Here is a 21,576-nt window from a genome sequence, read left to right on the forward strand (position 1 = left end):
CTTAATGGTAAAATCCAAACGTTAATCGATTTTCAAAACCGCAACGTAACACCTTAACTTCTCTTAACTTTCTTAATTGTAAATTTTCTTTTCTCAGATATCCCGACAACTATCCATACATGCAAACTTCAACATTAGATTTTATAGTTAAGATTTTTAAACCATTAAGAGCATTAAGAACATTAAGTTCAGTTAGAGATGTTGTTTTCGGTTCTTTATTTCACACTAAATTTTTGAACAACTTTGAGGAGTAAAGAAAAAACTTAATGTTCTTAATGTTCTTAATGCTCTTAATGGTAAAATCCAAACGTTCGTAGAATCTCCGACCGAAACGAAAAACCTTCCCTACTCTTAACTTATTAATGGTAAAAACTTAATGCTCTTAATGGCCTAAATGGTAAAATCTAAAGTCAACCGGTTTTCAAAACACAATTAAACTGTACAATCGATCTTTCAAGTAAAAAATCAATGTTTCCCGCCACAAGGACTCTCATTCTCCGGCAGCAAAACAAGATTCGCGGCGATAAGTTGCCACATTCGCCCATTGAACTTCCATGTCCGCATAATACGGAACTTGCGTTCAAACTGCATCCCGCGATACAAACCCACGCGCAATTCGATCACATTCACGATAGCGATGTTCGTAAAGAACGTAATATCTCTCTTCAAAATTTCGCACGTGCTCAACGACAGGATTTCCTCGTTTAAATAAGGAATCTGTTCGATGCCCATGTAACTCTGCCCTGACTCGTCGGTAAAGACGATCTCAGGATGCAACATCTTGCGAAAGGTTCTGTAGTCCTTGGAAACCAATGCCTGCAACAAGCGGGATTCGGCATCCTGGACAATCTCGGTATGTGTTAGGCTCATAAGCGGTTCGTTTGGGAAAACTAGAATGGCCTGTGGCTGGAATCAGATCAGTACCGACGTCGCGGCGATCATCTGCCAATTCCGGTTGAATTTCCAGGTTCTGGTAGTGCTGTACAAATCCCTGAATGGAATATCCATGAACGTTCCTTCTCTCTTTTCGATGGCGGTTACCACGGCTACGTTGTTGAAAAAAGAAATGTGTCTTTCGAGTATTTTGATATCATGCACTCTATATATCTTCGGATTATTTACGGGAAGATTTTTGATTCCGATAAAAACTTCACCGTTCGGGTTCGTATACACCGCATCAGGATGCAGTAAATTTTGGAGCTGGCATTTGTCGAGGCTGACGAGTGCGTCAGTGAGACGAACATCGGCGTCTTCCACGACTTCAAAGTGGGTCTTGTTCATAGATTTAGGGATTGAGTGTTGCTTAAAGTTACCCAACAATCCGCAAAAAAAGTTCGTTGTCGATAAAAAATCGTTGAAATACACAAATTGCGACAAAAATCTGACAGAAAACCCACATCAACCTGTCAATTAAAACGATAAATCCTACAAATCAAACATTTTAGCTACGACAATTCGCGACTATATCGATTTCGGATAACGTCATAAAAAATCCCGGACGCTTGCCGGGAAAATTTTATCATGATTGCATTTTGGAAGGATCGTCGTAATTCACCATCCAGTTTACCCCGAATTTATCGGTCCACATCCCAAAGTAAGCGCCCCAAAACGTATCGTCTAACGGCATGGTGACGTTTCCGCCTGCCGAAAGCCCGTTGAAAATCTTGTCGGCATCTTCCCTGCTTGTCGCATTCAACGAAAGTGCCACATTGTTTCCGACTTTAAGTTCGTATCCGGGCATTTCCTTGGGAACGTCCGACCCCAACATCTGACCGCCGTTCGGCATGATCAAAGACATGTGCATGATCTTGTTCTCGTCTTCAGGTTTGCACTTGTTGCCGCTTTCGTCGGCGGGCATGTCCTTATAACGTCCGACGTATGGAATTTCTCCACCAAGGACCGTTTGATAGAATGTAAAAGCGGCTTCACAGTCGCCGTCGAAATACAGGTAAAGGGATGATTGTTGACATTTTATTTTTTATTAGTACTGTTTATTTTTTATTGGGTTGGTCGAGGATACGCTTGACTTCGTTGAGTAACAGCGGATACGCCGGATCGGCCATCAGGTGACCGTACCCATCGAGTTCGAGCAGTTTGGTTTCCTTGTTCCCGACGAGTTTCATCATGCGCGCCATGTACGCGTTCTCCTCATACCGACCGATCATCTCGAGTTCGCGGTCGCCCGTGATCAAAAGCAACGGCGGCGCATCGGCACGAACGAAATACAGCGGCGCGTATTCGTCGATCACAGGTTGTTTTTCTCCGATCCCGTTTTCGGCACGAGCGGTAAAGTGCGTGATCATCTGTCCGCTGAACGGAATCAGTCCGGCAATCGAATTCGCATCGATCCCTTCGGCGGCAAGCCATTTCTTATCGAGCCCGATCATCGCCGCGAGATATCCGCCCGCCGAATGACCTGACACGAATATCTTGGATTTGTCGCCTCCGTATTTCTCGATATTGTGGAACGTCCAGGCAACGGCGGCCGCGGCATCCTCGATAATCTGCTTCACCTTCACTTTCGGGCTCAGTCGGTATCCGACGCCGATCACAGCGTATCCTTTTTCCTTCAACGCCTGAGGGATTTCCTTGCCGCCTCCCGTGAGTCCGCCGCCATGGAACCAAAGTATCGTCGCGAAGCCTTTTTGGTTCTTCGGATAATACACATCGACCAAACAACGCTCATTTACATAAGCATCGCTCGATTTTTCGCGATACGCAACATTCGACAAGGTTTGATATTCGACTTTCTGCGCCAACGAAATGTTCGCAACAAGCAATAAGAACAACAAGATCTTTTTAGTTTTGGCCATGTCCAAATATACTAAAATTCAAAATCAGCGTTCGTTCTAAATTTTATAAATTTGCCAAAACCCAGACCATGACATTTGCTCGCTTCGGCTTAAAGAGAATTGATTTACTTATCCTGCTCATCAGTTCAATCATGGCTTTCGGGATCGCCAATTTACCTTTTAAATCAAAACCGTTCGGCGACATTACTTTTCATGAGGAAGCGAAAAATCTCGCATTGTATATAAAAGGTAACGCATCCTTCGAAGCTGTCGTGATCACCAAAGCGCCGGGCCCGGTCTTCTTGTATTCACTCGCTTACATCTTTGCACCGCCTGATGCGACCGACGATCAGCTTTGGTGGTACGGTGTGACGCTGACATCAATATTGATCGCACTGAGCTTATTGCTCATATACAGGGCGACAAGCTTATTGTTCTCAGAGAAGATTGGCCTGCTCGCCGTAATTTTGGCGTTTATTTTCCCGATACACAGCTACTACTCCCTCGGAATTGTCGCCGAGGCGCCCGCATTTTTCGCCACTTCGCTCACCTGTTACGGTTGGGCACTGATCAAGAATAAAACGCGCTTATCAGGTTGGATTTGGTTGGTCGTCGGGATCTGGTTCCTGGTATTGAACCGACCGAACGCACTGTTGCTGCCGATGCTAGGAATTCTTGTAACAGCCTACGCATTCTGGGGCAACAAGCACTTTTTTGAATTGTACGGAAAACGCACGCTGATCGCCATGTCGGCTATTATATTGTTGAGCTTCGGCACGCTCGAATTTGCAAAAGCGATCACGAAAGGGAAAACCGACCAGGATCAGGCCTGGTACTTTTACTACGTCGCCCACCAAGGTCGTTTCGAATTTCGCGAAGAGCCAACCGATTTCAGATTTTGGGAGAACACCATTCGGCCCGACAGTAAAGACTATCAAAATTGGAGCAAAAGCGGCCATGAACTTAATCAAAAAGCCGCAAGCACAGGCATTTCCCGGAACGAGTTATACAAAGAATTCCTGATCAATGACGCGATCGAGCATCCGTTTTGGTTCGTGCGTTCATTCTTTATGAAATGCATTTACGGGAACTTATATTTCGTGAACAGCATTCAGCCCGAAAAATTCAGCCTCGGTCCCTTCAAAGGCGAAAACGGTTACTGGACGCTGATGTTGCTCATAAACTTCGTGAATATCGCAGTGATTGCAGGCGCCGTACTTTTCCTTTTCAAACAGAAAAACCTGATCAACTATTGGCCGTTGTGGGCGACGATGGTCGCGCTGCTTATCTTTCACGGCGTCACATACATGGAACCGCGCTACATCTTCCCGTCGCGCGCCGCGTTATACATTTTGAGCGCCGCGGGATTATACCGATTCAGGTTCATCCGCAAATTCATCGATTGGATGTCGCGTTTCGTATTCCCCGAAAGGAGCGTGACTACTTCTTCTTGATCGTAAATCGCACGTTCTCGACAGGACTTTTCTTGACGGGCTTTTTCGCGTTGAAGTTCTTCGCGGGTCTTTTAGCCGACGGTTTGTCTGACGTTTCGCTTTTGGGAGCGAAGTTTTTCGCAGGTTCTTTCTTGACGGCCTTCCAATCGGTTGTGCGAGGCGCGGGTTTGTTCGCGGCCAGGACTTCCATCGGAATTTTAGGATTTTCCTTCGTGCCGCGCAAATGGATCACAAGCGCGTTCAGGAAGTTGCGTAGCACCTGATCGCCGCATTCCACATATTTTTCGTGGTCGGCATTGCGGAAAAAGTTCCCGATCTCGCCTTTTGAAATCCTGAAATCCACAAGCTCCAGAATCTCTACGATCTGATCGTCGCGCAATTGAAGCGCCACGCGCAGTTTCTTGAAAATATCGTTGTTCGTCATAATTTTTATTTTTTGGGCGTGCCGCCGCTGCTGAAATTATAAAACAAAGGTACGCTTTTTAAGCAGCGCCGTCGGGCTGTCCGCTGTATCTTTTGCCAAAAACGCAACGGTAATGGTGGCCTTTCCGCTTTGGCAAAAGGATGCCGCTTCCATCCCTCACGCAAACTCATTTCCCGCAGCGAATCCTTAATCGAAAAGCCATTTCACCGCTTCACCAAAATGGTCACGCCACAATTTCTCGTTGTGTTTTCCATAGGCCATGATCTTTTTTTGCGTCTTGGCATGATGGCGTTTTACGATCTCGATCATTTTTTCCATGTCGGGAACCATTTGTTCGTCTTCTTTCGTGCCGCACAAAAAGAACAATTTCCTGTCCTTTAGGTCCACGTCATCCGCCAACGTGAAAATCTCTTTCGAAAACCAGAACGATGGTGAAAAAACGCCCGCTTTCCCGAACACGTCCTTGTGTTTCAACATCGCATAGAACGAAACCAATCCGCCAAGCGAGCTTCCCATTATCGCGGTATTCTTCACATCCGGTTTTGTCCTGTACCGTTTATCTATTTCGGGCTTTAGCGTCTTCACCAAAAACTCGAGATAAGCATCGGCATTTCCGCCACCGTATTTCTCGTGCTTGTAGGGCGTGAGTTCATCGATTCGCTTGTCATTTCCGTGTTCGATCGCCACGACTATTACTTGGGCGTCCATTTGCTCGAGTGTCTCGTCGGCTTCCCATTCACCTGCGTACGACGTTTTTTTGTCGAACACATTCTGGGCGTCGTGCATGTATAAAACGGGGAATTTCTTATCGCCCGATGCGTATTCTTTGGGCAACCAAATCCAGATTTTTTTCTTCACGTTCGATTGGGGCGCGTCGATCTCAAATGTTGAAACCTGTTTCGAAGCCGTGCTTTCCTGAGCGCTCGCGGCTACTCCGAACAACAAAATCAGTAAAAGTTGTAAACGCATTCGGCCCATAAAGTCGTGTAAAAAAATTATTTTAGCCAAAAGTACGATTTACATGAACACTGTTGAAGAAAAACTAAAGCTGTTGCTCGATATGATTGCGTTCTCGGTCATCGATGGAAAGCTCGATCCGCGCGAATACCAATTCCTCGCGCTAATCGCAAGCGAACTCCGAATCGACAAGGAAAGTTTCGATGAACTTTTCCACACTGAGCAGCGCGCTCACATCATACGATCGGAGTCTGAACGCATCCATCAGTTCTACCGTCTCGCGCTTCTCATGCACATCGATGGCGTGCTCGACGAGCGTGAAGAAAATGGGATTTTCCAGATCGCGATAGAAATGGGATTGAATCCGTCGGCGACACGTCGTATCCTACAACTCATGGAACGATCGGAATTTAAGATATTGGATCCCAGCCTGATATTCCAAATGTTCCGCGAACAACAAAACTGACACTTTATTCCAATCGAAAAGCCGCTTCCCAGGGCGGCTTTCCATTCTTAAAACTACTATAATAAAACAACAACTTCTATTTAAGGATGATAAACTCGCATCGGCGGTTTATCGAGTGCTCCTGTTCCGTACACGGCCTTTCGTCGCCGCACTTGATTAGCGGAACTTCTTCACCGTAACCTTTCGGCTTGATGCGCTTGCGTTCGATTCCCTTACTTGCAAGGTAATCCACGGCGGCGGCGGCACGTCGGTTGGACAGCACCAGGTTGTAGGTATTCGTCGCACGCGAATCCGTGTGTGCGCCGAGTTCTACTTCCATTTCAGGATATTTGGCGAGCAAGTCGTATAAAACGTCGAGGACTCGCGCCGCTTCGGGTTTTATCTCGAACTTGTTCAAATCAAAATAAATATTCTCAAGAACGATCTGGACTTTTCCGTCCTGACGCCTGGTGATGATTTCCTCGGCGTCGTCATAACATTCCACGAACAATTCGATCGTGTAACGCATTTTCCCCTGCTCGTTCGTCGTGAATTCCTCGCTGTGCGGAATGTAGAAATCACGGACGGCTTCGATTCGGTATTTTTTGTTCGGTTCGGTACTGAAAACGTAATCGGCTTTTTGCCCGACAACCATTTGCCCGACGAGTTTGTTGTTCTCGTCATACAGCGTCACGAGTGTTCCGGGCAACGGTTCTTTCGTGTTCTTGTCTTTCACGTCGCCTTCCACGACATAACTGTCGCCGTTCTCGAAACGCACAAAACTGTATAAATTGTCGGAAGCTTTGTTTCGGTTCGACGAAAGATAACCTTTATTCTTGGATTCATCAACAACATATGCAAAATCATCAGCACTACTGTTAATAGTTTCTCCTAAATTCACGGGTTTTGCGAATTTTCCATCATAAGCGCGACTCATGAAGATGTCGAGACCGCCCAATCCCTGATGGCCGTTCGACGCGAAATACATGAGGTTTCCATCGTCCGATAAAAACGGGAATTGCTCGCGATGCTTCGTATTGACCGTGTTCCCGAGGTTTTGCGGCTGCCCGAAACTTCCATCGGCGTTCACATCGACGTAATAGATATCGAACGAGCCTTCGCCTCCGGGACGATCGCTCGAGAAATAGAGTTTCTTTCCGTCCTTGGTCAACACCGGATGTTCCGTTGAAAATTCTTCGCTGTTGAACGGCAATTCGGTCACGTTCGTCCATTTGCCGTCGACGAACTCGGCGCGCATGATTCTCACGCTCGCGAATTTCTCTTCGCCGACCTTTACTTTCTTGTCACCGGTTCGGTTAAAATACATGAACTTCCCATCGGCGCTGAAACTCGCGGAACTCTCGTGCGTCTTGGTATTTATGTCTTTAGGAAACGGCGCGATCTTGGAAAGCTGTTCCTTGTCGTCGATCACGGCTTCGAACAGATCGAGATACGGTTTGTCGTTCCAGCCGTAACTTCCCGCGGCCGTGCGATACGAGGCGAACACGACTTTATCCCCGAAAAACGAAAGCCCGAAATCGCCGTTGCTCGTGTTCTTGGCCATGGGTTGGATCACATAATCGAACGGAACATTCGTGTGCAGCGTCGCGATGTAACGAGGCGTGTCGACGGGATATTTGAGATAGATTCCCATTATGGAATCGGCCTTCTTGTAATTGTCGATTCCCATGAGTGCGTGCGCATACTTGAAATAAAATTCCTGATTGACCGTATCCTTGATCTTTAGGAACAAATTCCCATAGGCGCGCGCGGCGTCTTTCATCAGATAATTATTGTAATAGCAGTCGCCGAGGTTCTGCAGCACTTCCTTCTCAGGCTTGAGCTGCTCGTACATCGCGGCGGCTTTGAGGTAGTTCTTTTTTGCGAACAACGCGTCGGCCTTCTTCTTGCTGGCGGTTTGTGCCTGCAGTCCGAAGCCTATCAAAAGCGCTGTCGTTATGTATAAAAATCGCTTCATCATCATCTTAAAAGAATCGAGGTGATTTGTCGTAGCCTTTGCCACTGAGTCCGCTCAAATTCAAATCCCACAATAAAAATATCTCGTGCGTGCCCGAGTTGTAACTGCCCAGGTTCGTAAGCGTGTAATCGTATGAATACCCGAAACGCAGTTCAGGCGTGATATAAAAACCAGCGAGTCCCGCAATCGCATCATCGAGCCTGTATGCGACGCCGAGTTCGAATCGGTTGAACAACAACGTATTCGCCGTGAAATCAAATGCCATCGGAGCGCCTTTCACGCCTTTGGCCATCATCGCGGGCTTGAGTTTCACGTCGTCGCTGATGTCAAACACATAACCGCCCGTAAAGAAATAATGGATTTCCTCGACGCCGATGGTCGCGATCGCATCTTGGCGTTCAAGGTGTTTCGTGCGAAGTAAATTCGGGACTGAAAAACCTAGGTAATACTTGTCACTGAAGAAAAATGTTCCGACGCCGACATTCGGGAAAACGCGGTGGATGTTATTCGCAAAAGCCGGATCGGGATTCGTGTCCGAATATTGGAAACCGTTGAAGTTCGCATCGAAAAACGTCGCGCCTCCTTTCACTCCGAACGATAGTTTGTTGTTGTCCGACACGGGAATCACATACGCGACGTCGGCATAGAAATTATTCTCTTTCACGACATCACCGATCTCATCACTCACGATCGAAATGCCCGCTTCCACTCTATTCGCAACCGGTGAATGTACGAACGCCGACACCGTTTTGGGCGCTCCGACGGCACCGACCCATTGGGTGCGATACAAACCACCGACGTTGATCGTGCCCGGAGTGTCGGTCGCATACGCCGGATTGATCACGCTCATGTTATACATATAATGGGTAAACTGCGGATCTTGCTGCGCGCGCGAAACCGCCACCGCGAGCAGGAAAAACGTAAGGATTATATGTTTGATGTTCTTTCTCATTTATCTGTTTAAATACACGCGGCCCTGCAATGGTTTGCGCACGCCGTCGTTAAATTCGAGAATCCAGAAATAGACGCCCGTCGGCAAGACGCTGCTGCCGATCTTCACGCCGCCCTGCGAGGCCGTTCCGTCCCAGTTCGGGATGCCCGCATTTCCTTTATATAGGATGTTTCCGTTCCTGTTGTAGATTTCGATTTTAAAATTCGGATAGACGTCGCGAATGTTCACGATGTCGAAATCGTCGTTGATGCCGTCGCCGTTCGGAGAAAAGCCGTCGGGAATGATGATGTCGTTGCAGATCGTCAGGTCGACAGTGACCGCCAGACGGATTCCACCCGCACAACTCGATCCCGCGGCTTCGGCGTAATACGTCGTTCCGTGAACGAGCAGATCAGTCGGTGAATATGCGGTTCCGCCAGTCGGAGCGTTGTACCAGACCACGGCTTGACCGCCTTCGATATTCGCGCTCAAATCGGCGATCGTCGGGTTGTCGCGTCCGCAGAAACCTTCGCCATCGTCGATAAGCGTCGGCGTTTGGGAATCGACTACATTGAAATTCGTACCGCCAAAAACACTTCCGGTTCCGGTACAAGGTGAATTTTCACCCGTAATCGTATCGATCGAAAGCGTTACCTGGCCGACGTTTACCAATTCGGTCGCCGGAATCTGGAACGTCGCGACGCCGCCCGTAAATGTAACGGTCACGGTTCCGGAAACCGTGTTAGCTCCCGTGAGTTCGTACGTGAGCACGTAATTTCCATCGGCTATGTTCGGATCTGAAATCGAAACCGTCGAGGCTGTTCCGAGACAGGCATCGGAAGCCGTCGTCGTCGAATCGTTCAAATTCGGAGTCGGATTCACCGTGAAATTCGCTGAAATCGAAGTCGATGTATTTCCGCATGCCGTGCCTTGTCCGACTATGCTGTCGATCGTAATCGTATAATTTCCGGCCGACGCAAACGCCGACGCAGGAATCGTGAAACTTCCCTGTCCGCTCATGATCGACACCAAACCGGAGTTTCCGTTCGCCGGCGTCAAGCCCGGGATCGTATAATTGAAAGTATAGTTTCCGTCGGGAATGCTCGTCGCGTTTCCGATTACGACCACGACGTCGCTTCCGAAACAAACAGTCGAAGCCGTCAGGATCGCGCCCGCGAATGTCGGGAACGGATTCACGATGAATGTCGCCGACACTCCGGTAAGTGTTACGTCGCAACCCGACGCATTGTTCAGAATACTGTTGAATGTTATCGTCGTGCTTCCCAAATTAGGAAGGTTGGCGGCGTCGATCGTGATGCTGCCGTTGCCGCCCGCGATCGTTAGCAATACGGTTTGGGATGCGAGTATGTTGCTGCCGCTGAGCGTGTAATTGATCGTGTACGCGCCGTCGGCCATCGATGAGAAGTTCACCGTCGCGCCTTGCCCGATACAAACCGGGGAAACCACTTGGATGTTCGCGTTCGTAAGAATCGGATTCGGCGTGATCGTCAGTTGGACGGTTTCGGCATCGGTTCCGCATGAATTCGCAATGGTATAGGTAAAGCTGTAGGTGCCGCTGTTGATCGTCGTAACATCAAGCGGATTCACGACCGTGATTCCATTTTGGTCGGTCCAGACGCCGCCGCTTTGCTCATTGTCGAGCAAGTTGTTCAAATCGAAAGTCCCGAACGACGGACAGATTATTTGTATTCCCGAGAACGTTCCCGCGTTCGGCAAAGGATCGACCGTAACGGTAACCACCGACGTATCGGTCGTACACGGAGACGCGCCGCCGCTGACGGTATACGTAAACTGATAGGTTCCCGGACCAGCCGCCGATGGATTGAAAATCGTGCCGCTAAGCGCACCCGAACCATTGTCGTCGGTGAATGTCCCGGCGCCTTGAGTGCCGTCGAGTCCCGTGGTCAAATCTAAAGAGGTTACGGTGACACAGGCGTTGAGCGTTCCGTCGGCTCCCGCATTTGGAGACGTGAAAACCTGTACGGTAACGGTCGCGGTGTCCGTCGCGCATAATCCGCCGCCGACTGAGTATGTATAAATGCCGGCCGCATCGACTGTCGGATCGAAAACACCCGTGCCGCTCGCCAATGCCGGAGTCCAGGTTCCGCCCGCTTGAGGCGTTCCCGTCAGGAATTGGAACAAATCAGCCGGAGCGTAATTCGTACAGAAAATCGTGCTTCCGTCTCCGCCCGCATGGGGAACCGGATTGATGGTCACCGTTACGGTCGCCGTGTCGTTGTCGCAAGGCGCCGTTCCGACGAATGTATATGTGTAAACGCCCGGAGCATCGACGGCCGGATTAAAAACGCCCGTGCCGCTCGCGAGTGCAGGCGACCAGGTTCCGCCAACTTGAGGCGTTCCGTTCAATTCGTCGAACAAATCCGCTGGCGGGCTGTTTTCGCAAAATGTAACTGAATTGTCTTCGCCAGCATCAGGTCCCGGAGTTACCGTGATTGTGATGGTTGCCGTATCATTCGGACAAGGCGCCGTTCCTGTCAACGTATACGTATAAGTTCCCGCCGCATCAACCGCCGGATTGAAAACGCCGGTTCCGCTTGCAAGCGCTGGCGACCAAGTTCCGCCAGATTGGGCGTTCGGACCAAGCAGCAGGAATAAATCCTGGGCGTCGGCATTCGAACAAATATTTAAAGTATTGTCGGTTCCTGCATTTGGCGGAGCCGTCAAAGTTACCGTGACACTCGCCGTATCGCCCAGGCAAGTTCCCGATGGCGGAAGCGCGTACACATAGGTTCCGGCAGCATCGACGGCCGGGTTGAAAACGCCGGTTCCGCTCGCGAGTGCAGGCGTCCAGGTTCCGCCGGGTTGCGCCGTCGGACCGAGCAGAAGGAATAAATCCTGTGACGGACTGTTCGTACAGAATGCGGCGTTCGCAACGTCGTTTCCTGCATTCGGCGTCGGCGTGACCGTAACCGTAACCGAGCCTGTAACCGTTTGGCTACAACCCGGGCTTCCCGCAGTCATGACGCTTACTAAAGTGTAAGTCGAAGTTCCTGAGAGTGTCGGAGAAATCGTCGCCGTTCCCGCTGCATCGAGCGTAATCGTTTGGTTTGCGCCGTTGTTGACCGTGTATGTCACGACCGCATTCGGCGTTCCCGTAAAAGTTATCGTCGCCGTTTGGCCCGTGCAGATCGTCGAACTCCCCGTGATCGCAATCGAAGCCGTCGGCAATTCCAGGACCGTGATCACGACCGTTCCACTTATTGGTTGCGTACAAATCGCGCCCGTCAATGTCACGCTAACCAATGTAAATGTCGTTGTCGCCGTGTACGTATTCGTGATTACCGCAGTTCCCGACGCGTTCAACGTAATTGTCTGGTTCGCGCCGTTGTTGATCGTATACGTAACGACTGCGTTCGGAGTTCCTGTAAATGTTACTGTCGCCGATTGTCCCGGACAGATCGTGGCATCGGCGCTGATGCTTGCCGTCGGCGCCGGCACGACCGTAATCGTAACTGTTCCCGTAACGGCTTGGCTACAGCCCGAAATCGACGCGCTTACCAATGTGTAAACCGTAGTCGCACCATACGTTTGCGTGATTGTCGCAGTTCCAGAGGCGTTCAGGGTAATCGTCTGATCGGCGCCACCATTTACCGTGTACGTCACGACAGCGTTCGGAGTTCCCGTAAATGTCACGGTCGCTTCCTGTCCCGGGCAAATCGTCGCGTTGGCGGCAATCGTGACCGTCGGAGGAGCGATTACCGTGATCGTCACCGTTCCTGAAACCGGTTGGCTACACGCCGGAGTTCCCGACGTCATCGCGCTGACCAGCGTATAAACCGTCGTGGCCGTATAATTTTGTGTGATCGTCGCCGTTCCTGACGCGTCGAGAGTGATCGTCTGGTTCGGACCGTTGTTGACCGTGTACGTTACGATTGCATTCGGCGTTCCCGTGAATGTCACGGTGGCTTGACCGTTCGGACAAACACTCGCATCAGACGAAATCGTAACTGTCGGAAGCGGAACGATCGTAATCGTCACCGTTCCTGAAACCGGCTGCGTACAAGTGCTTGGAGCCGATGACGTAATGCTCACGAGCGTGAAAACCGTAGTCGTCGTATATGTATTCGTAATCGTCGCCGTTCCCGACGCGTTCAACACTATCGTTTGGTTCGGGCCGTTGTTGATCGTGTAGGTAACCGTAGCGTTCGGCGTTCCCGTGAACGTCACCGTGGCCGATGCGCCCGGACAAATCGAAACGTCCTGTGAAATCGCAACCGTCGGCGGAGGCACGACCGTAATCACGACCGTTCCCGTAACATTTTGCGAACAACCTGAAATTGAAGCACTGACCAATGTGTAGGTCGTAGTCGCCGAATACGTCTGCGTGATTGTCGCAGTTCCTGAAGCGTCAAGTGCTATGGTTTGACTCAGACCGTTGTTGACCGTATATGTTACGACTGCATTCGGAGTTCCGGTAAACGTGACGGTTGCCTGCTGGCCTGAACATATCGTCGTATTAGCTGAGATTGCAGCCGTCGGCAATTGAACGACGGTAATTGTGATCGTGCCCGAAATCGGCTGGATACAACCGTTAACCGCAGGATTCGAAATGCTTACCAGCGTATAGATCGTAGTCGCCGTATAGTTTTGTGTAATTGTCGCAATTCCCGAAGCGTTCAACGTGATCGTTTGGTTCGCGCCGTTGTTGACCGTGTACGTCACGACCGAATTCGGCGTTCCCGTAAACGTGACCGTCGCCGATTGTCCTGAACAAACCGTCGCGTCCTGCGTGATCGTAACCGTCGGCGGCTGAATCACGGTAATCGTAATCGTTCCCGTCACTGGTTGGCTGCAACTCGGTGTTCCCGACGACGCGACACTCACCAACGCATAAACCGTTGTCGCCGTATAAGCCTGCGTGATCGTAGCAGTTCCCGACGCGTTCAACGTGATCGTTTGGGGCGCACCGCCGTTGACCGTGTACGTCACGACAGCGTTCGGAGTTCCCGTAAACGTAACGGTTGCCGACTGTCCCGAACAAACCGTCGCGTTAGCCGATATCGTAGCTGTCGGCGGAGGTACGACCGTAATCACGACAGTTCCCGTAACCGGTTGCGCGCAACTTGGCGTTCCGGCTGAAATGACGCTGATCAGGTTGAACGTCGTCGTCGCCGTATACGTATTGGTTACCGTCGCCGTTCCCGAAGCGTTCAAAACTATCGTCTGGTTGGGGCCGTTATTGATCGTGTAAGTAACCGTGGCGTTCGGAGTTCCCGTAAAAGTCACGGTCGCGCTCTGTCCGGAACAGATCGTTTGATTCGAGGTGATCGCAACCGTCGGAAGTGGCAAGACCGTAATCGTAATCGTTCCTGAAACGGGCTGCGTACATGCCGTCTGTCCCGATGTCGAGACGCTTACCAATGTGTAAACAGTAGTCGTGGTGTACGTTTGTGTAATCGTGGCGATGCCCGACGCGTTCAATGTGATCGTCTGGTTCGCGCCACCGTTGACAGTGTACGTGATGATCGCATTCGGCGTTCCCGTAAACGTCACGGTCGCTTGTCCATTCGGGCAAACCGTAGCCGATTGTGTGATTGCGGCAGTCGGCGGCTGAATAACGGTAATCGTAACCGAAGAATTCAAGACTGCGCTACAAGAAGGCGTTCCAGTCGTTGCGATTCCGGTAAGCGTGATGATCGTCGTAGTCGTGTAATTCGCTGTGATCACCGCAGTTCCCGACGTATTCAACGTAATTGTCTGAGCCGAACCGCCGTTCACCGTGTATGTTACCGTAGCATTCGGAGTTCCCGTGATCGTGACCGTCGCCGATTGTCCCGAACAGACGCTCACGTTCGACGCGATCGTAGCCGTCGGAATCGGAGCGACCGTTATCGTAATCGAACCCGTAAGTGTTTGCGTGCAACTTGTCGTTCCCGCCGACGCCACGCTTACAAGCGTATAAACCGCGGTCGTCGTGTAGGTTTGCGTGATCGTGGCCGTGCCCGACGCGTTGAGTAAAATCGTTTGGTTTGCGCCGCCGTTCACCGTGTACGTGACCGTCGCATTCGGAGTTCCCGTAAACGTGACCGTCGCTTGTTGACCCGAACATATCGTCGAATTCGCGGCAATCGTCGCCGTCGGCATAGGTAGAATTGTGATCGTGACCGTCGCATCGTCCTGAGGACAAGTCGTCGAACCCACCGAATACGTGAAAACATACGGACTTCCGGCAACCGTAAGCGAGGAAACATCCAACGTACCCAAATTGCCGTTCGTGGTAGCGACCGGACCGGTCCATGTTCCCGTATTGTCGGGAGAACCGCCCAGGAATGAGAATAGATTTATGGGTGCTGTCGTGGCGACGAGGTTCTCGCAAAGTTGGAAGACGCCATCGGTTCCCGCATTGTTCGGAGCTACGATATCTACCGTGACTTCAAGCCTGTTGATGCTCTCGCAAGGCGGATCGACCGTCGTGGCATAATAACTTTCCCCATCGACAAGCGGCGTACTCAAAGCCAACGGCACGGCCGACGATATTGTCGCGTACCAGTTGTAACCGCTGCCTGAAGGCTGAAGGTTTGCGATTGTTGGCGTAGCGCCTCCGCAAAACTGTTGGATTGCAGGTCCAGTAGGAACCGGAACGACACCGACGTTTACGAATACCGACAGTCGGGATGTGCGGCAACCTGTATTGGGATTGGTCTGGCTCGCGTAATAGATCGTGTTATCGGTAAGGACCGTGGTTGACGGCAATGGCGTGACGCTTCCCGGAGAATTGTACCATTCGACGTTATTTCCCGTCGCCTGAAGATTTGCGATCGTGGCATTCGCAGCATTGTCGACGCAGACACCTTGAAAATTCAAACCGGTTGGCGGGCCGTAAATCGTGACGATCACGCTTGGTCGAGGTGAACATGAATTTACGGTACTGTCGGCGAAATAATCTTCACCGTTTACCAAACCGTCGCCGGCAGCAAGCGGCGTTGTCGAGGTAGCGGTGGCATACCAAACGATTCCCCCGCCGTTGTTTGTCGCAACCAAACTCGACACGGTCGGCGATTGGATGTCGCAGAACGATTGTGCCGTATTCGCTATCGTCGGACACTGCGCCAATGCAGGAGCCGCACCGGCAAAAAAGCAGAGACAGGCAAATAAAAAATATATCTTTTTAACAAGAGTAGTATTCCACATAAGCAATATTGGCGCAATTTTTTCTCGGTTTATTCCGATGGCACATTAGCAAACTCCTCAAAACATTGATTTGCAGACGTTTCACACTCTGGAATCTTTCAAAAATCGTCCGAACCGAAAATCCATACAAAAGCTAATATTACTCAAAATACTTGTCGACGAAATTTTAGCGTCTCCAATCTTATGAACAAAATCATTAACAGGATTTTAACCCGATTCAGTAGGTCTGGGCAGATTTTGGGGCACAAAAAAAGCCGGCGTTAACCGACTCAAATGTACTACTTTTCGCAAATTATTTCACTTCGATATTTTTATCGGGAAAATTATTTATGTTGTACATCAAAACCACATCTTGTGTCGTGATATACAACTGCTTACGGTTGTTCTGTTTTTTTCGCGTGATGAACGAGATCGTGAACGGACGCCCGTCGTCGTCGGTACAACTGAACGGATAAATCAAATCTTCGTCGTTTTCCTTGACTTGCTCATAGTTCAAAATATCAAACAATTGCACTTCCTGAGAGTACACGATGATGCGCCCTTTTTTGGTATCGAGTGTCACGACGAGCGACGTCGGTTTTAGTTCTGACCAGCCGCCCCATTTTCCATTCGGGTCGCGTTCCATGACGCTGTAACCCGTCGTCAGAAATTTGAAGACGCTCTTGGGATCAGCTTGCCCCTGTGGCGTTTCCTGTGCCTGGATGACTCCAATTCCGAGTAGAAAAAGCACGAATGCTACGATGATTTTTGGTTTTGACATCTTATTGTAAATTCAGTTTTGACATATCTTGTTTGGCCGATTCGAATTCCGAAATCATGTCCGAAACGATCTGAGCGGCCGGTTTGACATCGCGGATCAGTCCCGAAATTTGGCCGATCTCGAGTTCGCCCTCGTGCAAATCGCCTTCAAACATACCTTTTTTTGCGCGCGCTCGGCCGAGTAATACTTTTAAATCGTCAATTGTGGGTGATTTAGTATACAAGTCGACCACATCGTGAAAAAATTTATTCTTGATCAGGCGGACCGGCGCCAATTCCTTGAGCGTCACGTGGGTTTCGCCTTCCTGCGAATCGACAATAGCCTTTTTGAAATTTTTATGGGCCGACGATTCGTCCGACGCCGCGAAACGACTCCCGACCTGAACGCCGTCGGCACCCAGGACCATTGCCGCGAGCATGCCTTTCCCTGTTGCGATTCCTCCGGCTGCGATGAGTGGAATCGCAATCTTTTCGCGCACCATCGGAATCAATGTCAGCGTCGTGGTTTCCTCACGTCCGTTGTGTCCGCCGGCTTCAAAACCTTCGGCGACCACGGCGTCGACTCCGGCTTCCTGGGCTTTGAGTGCGAATTTGGAACTGCTCACGACGTGCACGACCGTGATGCCTTTTTCCTTGAGAAATGACGTATATGTTTTTGGATTTCCAGCCGATGTGAACACGATTTTTACTCCTTCCTCGACGATGATGTCCATTATTTCCTCGAGATTCGGATACAGCATCGGAACGTTTACGCCAAACGGTTTATCGGTTGATTTTTTACATTTTTGGATGTGTTCGCGCAGCACGTCGGGATACATCGAACCTGCGCCGATCAAGCCTAAACCGCCGGCATTACTTACCGCGCTTGCCAATTTGTAGCCGCTGTTCCAGATCATTCCGCCTTGGACGATCGGATATTTTATTTTAAAAAGCTCGCAAATCCTGTTCATAGGTTACGACTTGATCAATTTGCCGGTTTGCTTCGCGCCGTCAGAAACGATGCTGTAAAAATAAACGCCCGGATTGATGTTGCTGCAGTCGACGGAATTTCGTTGCCTATCGACATGTTTTGTCAGGACGGTTTTTCCCGACGCATCGAAAATCGTCATCGTGGCCGACGTCGCGGTTTCAGGAAAATTTATCGTAATGATATCCGCAACCGGGTTCGGATAAATCGTGAATTCTTTCTTCGCCGAACTCGGAGTCGACAACAACGCATTTTGCAAGGCCAGCGCGAAATCAGGAACTCCGTACCCTTTCAACGCAGTAGGATTCGCGAACAGATCCGCGGATTGTTTCACGAAATTCACGACTTGCTGGTTCGTCAGATTCGGAACCGCCGACCAAAACGTCGCGATCATTCCCGCCATGATCGGGCTTGAAAATGAAGTGCCGTTCGATGTCGCCACGTTGCCTTGCGTATTGGCGACCGTCGCGCCTTGGCCTTTCGCTACGACGTCGGGTTTGACGCGTCCGTCGGTTGTGGGACCGATAGAACTGAATGTCGCATAAGCCTCGGTCGAAGTTACCGCGCCGATTGACAGGACATTGAAACCGTCAGCCGGGACGCTCACAAACGGATCGTCGCTCGAACCTTCATTTCCGGCCGAAACCACTACAACCATGCCGCGCGTGAACGCAATGTCGGCGCCGCGTGTAATGAATGCTTTCATGCCGTCGCGTTCCTCGTAAGAATAGTCGTAAGCCGGATTGTCGTAACTCGGGTAGCCCAACGATGAATTGATCACGTCGACTCCCAAACTGTCGGCTCGTTCTGCGGCTTCGACCCAAAGCGATTCCTCGAGTGGGTTTTCATATTCGATCGCTTCAGTGATGAACAAATAATATTGGGCATCGGGCGCCGTTCCCACCAATTGGTTTTCAACGTATCCGCCCATCGTGGAAAGCACGAGCGTTCCGTGATTGTTGCGTGAATAAATGTTGTCGTCGCGATCCACGAAATTGTAGCCGCCGAGAATCAGGTTATTATCGAGAAGACGTTGGAATGGCGCTGCCGTATTGACATTCGGAAAGCCGGCGTCAAGTACCGCGATGATCTTGCCTGAACCAGTAAAATCCTGTTGATGAAGCAAATGACCGTTGAGCATCTGGATTTGGTTGGCCGAACCTCCGTAGGCGAAATCCACCTGCGTGTCCAATACTTTTTGCGTGTGGTTCGCGGTCGGGACATATTTTGGCGCGCCACTTTTGGCCGATCTTGAATCGAGGGAATCGTCGGCGAAATCAACCGATGATACGAACGTCAAATTCGCCAATGCGTTTATGGCGATCACCGACCCTCGGACATGGATCGCATTGAGCCATTTCGAAGTAGCCAAAACGGTGATTCCGGAAGCCGCTTCGACCTGGTCCACAAAGGGTTGATGGATCGGAACGTCGACTAGATCAACTGCGATATTCTGGGCCGCGCGCCTGTCCAATGCGCGTTGCGACAACATTTCCAATGGATTGTCGAAGTAGAACTGCGAGTTGGGTTTCGCATTGAAATAGACCCAAGCGTCCTGCTGGGCGAACGCGACCGACGAAAAGACGAAAGCGATTAAAACCAATAATTTTTTCATAGCGGTGCGCGAGTAGTTGTATCGTTACGCCAAATATACGAAATGGATGTAATACGATTTTGAAAACGGGTTGGAGTTGATTTTTAATCGATAGCGCGCAGATGAATGAAGCGGAAATTTTAGGAAAAAGTAAGTGCTTTATGTATTTGACGTATTTGGAAAATCTCGAAATTACCTTCAGGGAAGGGGCGGTGTTTATCCCTACAAAAAAAATCGCCGCCTCGGCTACATGAAAAATGGAAACTTTGTTAACGTTCAAAATAGGAAAAAGCGACGATCCTAAATGCGACGCTTACCAGAAAATCGCAAAATACGCTCGTAATTATTCTTTAGTAAAAGTTAAATATAAACACTTAAAACATTGAATGACAATTATTTTAAAAATAAAAATAAAAAATATCGATCTAAAGTTTGGTTTTTAAATTTTTACACGCCTATCTTTGCAGCTCGTTCTTAAGAAATCATTCTTATCCAGAAAGACCGAGGGATTTGACCCTATGACGTCTTGGCAACCTGTCTCACGATAAGGTGCCACATTCAACCGAATCAGCGATGGTACGGACAGATAAGTAAGAAAGCGTTTATATTTTTTACTCGATATATATGCTCTTCTGACTTGTCGGGAGAGCATTTTTTTTTGCCCTTCCCGATACCCTGTGTAAGAAGGTTTTTTAACCGAAAAAATATTTTTTCAAACTTAAAAAACACTTTATCATGCAAGAGCAAACAGCAATCCTCAATTACATTCCAGTTGACGAATTAACCGGATCGATCTCAGTTCCAATCTACCAGACATCGACTTTCGTACAGGAAGCGCCCGGCGTCCACAAAGGTTTCGATTACGCCCGAAGCAACAACCCGACGAGAAAAGCGCTTGAAGACATCGCCGCGAAACTCGAAAACGGAACCAACGGCTACGCGTTCGCCTCAGGTTTGGCCGCCATCGACGCCGTCGTGAAATTGTTGAAAGCCGGTGACGAGATCATTGCCGTCGACGACATCTACGGAGGTGCGTTCCGACTGTTCACACACGTTTACGAAAAATTCGGGATTACCGTAAAATATACCGATTCGACCGATGCCGATAACGTTGCGGCCGCCGTAACCGACAAGACCGCGCTCATCTGGATCGAATCGCCAACCAACCCAACCTTGAAAATCTCTGATATTCGGGCGATTGCGAGAACCGCTAAACAACACGGCATTCTTCTTTGCGTCGACAACACGTTCGCCTCGCCCGTCTCTCAGAAACCGATCGATTTGGGCGCCGATATCGTCGTGCACTCGGCAACGAAATACATTTCAGGCCACAGCGATCTGATCGCCGGATTGGTCATTACGGCGACCCAGGAATTGGGCGACAAAATTAAATTCGTACAAAATGCGTCGGGAGCGATCTTGGCTCCCTTCGATTGCTTCTTGGTTATCCGCGGCATCGAGACGTTGACGTTGCGAATCAAACAACACTCTGACAACGCCCAGAAAATCGCGGAATTTCTCGAAAGCGAAAACCTGATCAAAAACGTATACTATCCCGGTTTGCCGACGCACAAGAACCACGACATCGCGAAATCACAGCAGAAATATTTCGGAGGCGTTGTCGCGTTCGACCTAAACATCGACGACAAAGAACTCGCCATAAAAATCGTGACGGGGACGAAACTGTTCAAACTCGCCGAATCACTCGGAGGCGTGAAGTCGCTGTTGTGTTTGCCGTGCGAAATGACTCACAAGTCAATCCCGGCTGAAAAGCGTTACCAAAGCGGCGTGACCGACAGCTTGATCCGACTTTCAGTTGGTCTCGAAGATGCCGATGATTTGATTGCCGATTTGAAACAAGCATTTACTGCCGCAGTCGAAGCCCAAAACGAAGTCGAGATCAACGCATTCGAACCGGCTTGGAAAACGGATGTGGAATTGACTTCAGAGGTCGTCTAAGGAAGCCATTATCTTAATTTCCTCAACTTTGACTGTTTAATTTTTTTTACAATTAAGATAGTTTAGATAGTTAAGATTGAGCCGAAAACTTCCCTTTTCACCAAAATCCTAGCCCGGATACAAGCGGAAAGCCCGCAAGTTGG

The 21,576-nt window shown here is 49.7% G+C and carries 15 protein-coding genes and 1 riboswitch; of the genes, 3 read left to right on the forward strand and 12 right to left on the reverse strand.

The genetic code is table 11. From position 1 onward, the window contains the following. Positions 1–465: 465 nt before the first annotated feature. From EOO50_RS05335 to EOO50_RS05350, 4 genes are all read right to left on the reverse strand, one after another. Positions 466–870, reverse strand: coding sequence for a nuclear transport factor 2 family protein (locus EOO50_RS05335; RefSeq protein WP_290838473.1), 405 nt, complete (start codon positions 868–870; stop codon positions 466–468). Positions 871–912: 42 nt separating this feature from the next. Continuing rightward, positions 913–1,281, reverse strand: coding sequence for a nuclear transport factor 2 family protein (locus EOO50_RS05340; RefSeq protein WP_290838474.1), 369 nt, complete (start codon positions 1,279–1,281; stop codon positions 913–915). 238 nt (positions 1,282–1,519) lie between these two features. Further along, on the reverse strand, positions 1,520–1,975 hold the full coding sequence (locus EOO50_RS05345; RefSeq protein ID WP_290838599.1) for a VOC family protein: 456 nt from the start codon (positions 1,973–1,975) through the stop codon (positions 1,520–1,522). Between the two features lie 16 nt (positions 1,976–1,991). After that, positions 1,992–2,813 (reverse strand): alpha/beta hydrolase, encoded by an 822-nt coding sequence (locus EOO50_RS05350; RefSeq protein WP_290838475.1) that lies wholly within the window; start codon positions 2,811–2,813, stop codon positions 1,992–1,994. A gap of 68 nt (positions 2,814–2,881) precedes the next feature. On the opposite strand from EOO50_RS05350, the gene EOO50_RS05355 reads away from it, so the two are divergent. Further along, on the forward strand, positions 2,882–4,246 hold the full coding sequence (locus EOO50_RS05355; RefSeq protein WP_290838476.1) for a glycosyltransferase family 39 protein: 1,365 nt from the start codon (positions 2,882–2,884) through the stop codon (positions 4,244–4,246). On the opposite strand, the gene EOO50_RS05360 is transcribed toward EOO50_RS05355, so the two are convergent. Continuing rightward, positions 4,233–4,670 carry a DUF1456 family protein gene (locus EOO50_RS05360; protein ID WP_290838477.1) on the reverse strand — a complete coding sequence of 146 codons (438 nt, stop codon included), beginning with the start codon at positions 4,668–4,670 and terminating at the stop codon, positions 4,233–4,235. The genes EOO50_RS05355 and EOO50_RS05360 overlap by 14 nt on opposite strands. A gap of 186 nt (positions 4,671–4,856) precedes the next feature. Beyond that, on the reverse strand, positions 4,857–5,639 hold the full coding sequence (locus EOO50_RS05365; RefSeq protein WP_290838478.1) for an alpha/beta hydrolase-fold protein: 783 nt from the start codon (positions 5,637–5,639) through the stop codon (positions 4,857–4,859). Positions 5,640–5,691: 52 nt separating this feature from the next. On the opposite strand from EOO50_RS05365, the gene EOO50_RS05370 reads away from it, so the two are divergent. After that, positions 5,692–6,093: an excinuclease ABC subunit B gene (locus tag EOO50_RS05370; protein ID WP_290838479.1), complete on the forward strand. Its 402-nt coding sequence runs from the start codon at positions 5,692–5,694 to the stop codon at positions 6,091–6,093. 76 nt (positions 6,094–6,169) lie between these two features. Here the strand turns inward: EOO50_RS05370 and EOO50_RS05375 are convergent, their stop codons facing one another. The 6 genes from EOO50_RS05375 to EOO50_RS05400 form a co-directional block, all read right to left on the reverse strand. Beyond that, positions 6,170–8,050 (reverse strand): OmpA family protein, encoded by a 1,881-nt coding sequence (locus EOO50_RS05375; protein WP_290838480.1) that lies wholly within the window; start codon positions 8,048–8,050, stop codon positions 6,170–6,172. 7 nt (positions 8,051–8,057) lie between these two features. Beyond that, positions 8,058–9,002, reverse strand: coding sequence for a type IX secretion system membrane protein PorP/SprF (locus tag EOO50_RS05380; protein ID WP_290838482.1), 945 nt, complete (start codon positions 9,000–9,002; stop codon positions 8,058–8,060). Continuing rightward, positions 9,003–16,154 (reverse strand): gliding motility-associated C-terminal domain-containing protein, encoded by a 7,152-nt coding sequence (locus EOO50_RS05385; protein ID WP_290838483.1) that lies wholly within the window; start codon positions 16,152–16,154, stop codon positions 9,003–9,005. A 292-nt stretch (positions 16,155–16,446) separates the two neighbouring features. Beyond that, entirely contained in the window at positions 16,447–16,914 is a 468-nt protein-coding gene (locus EOO50_RS05390) for a hypothetical protein (RefSeq protein ID WP_290838484.1), read from the reverse strand. A gap of 1 nt (position 16,915) precedes the next feature. Continuing rightward, the gene (locus EOO50_RS05395; RefSeq protein ID WP_290838485.1) at positions 16,916–17,863 is read right to left on the reverse strand and encodes a nitronate monooxygenase; all 948 of its coding nucleotides are present in this window, start codon (positions 17,861–17,863) and stop codon (positions 16,916–16,918) included. A 3-nt stretch (positions 17,864–17,866) separates the two neighbouring features. Continuing rightward, positions 17,867–19,495, reverse strand: coding sequence for a S8 family serine peptidase (locus EOO50_RS05400; RefSeq protein WP_290838486.1), 1,629 nt, complete (start codon positions 19,493–19,495; stop codon positions 17,867–17,869). A 464-nt stretch (positions 19,496–19,959) separates the two neighbouring features. After that, a riboswitch (SAM riboswitch) is annotated at positions 19,960–20,067 on the forward strand. A gap of 142 nt (positions 20,068–20,209) precedes the next feature. Between EOO50_RS05400 and EOO50_RS05405 the strand changes: the two genes are divergently transcribed. Next, entirely contained in the window at positions 20,210–21,433 is a 1,224-nt protein-coding gene (locus EOO50_RS05405) for a PLP-dependent aspartate aminotransferase family protein (protein ID WP_290838487.1), read from the forward strand. The last annotated feature ends 143 nt before the right edge of the window (positions 21,434–21,576 follow it).

Origin of the sequence: Flavobacterium sp., assembly GCF_004211145.1 — a bacterium.
Lineage (GTDB): Bacteria > Bacteroidota > Bacteroidia > Flavobacteriales > Flavobacteriaceae > Flavobacterium.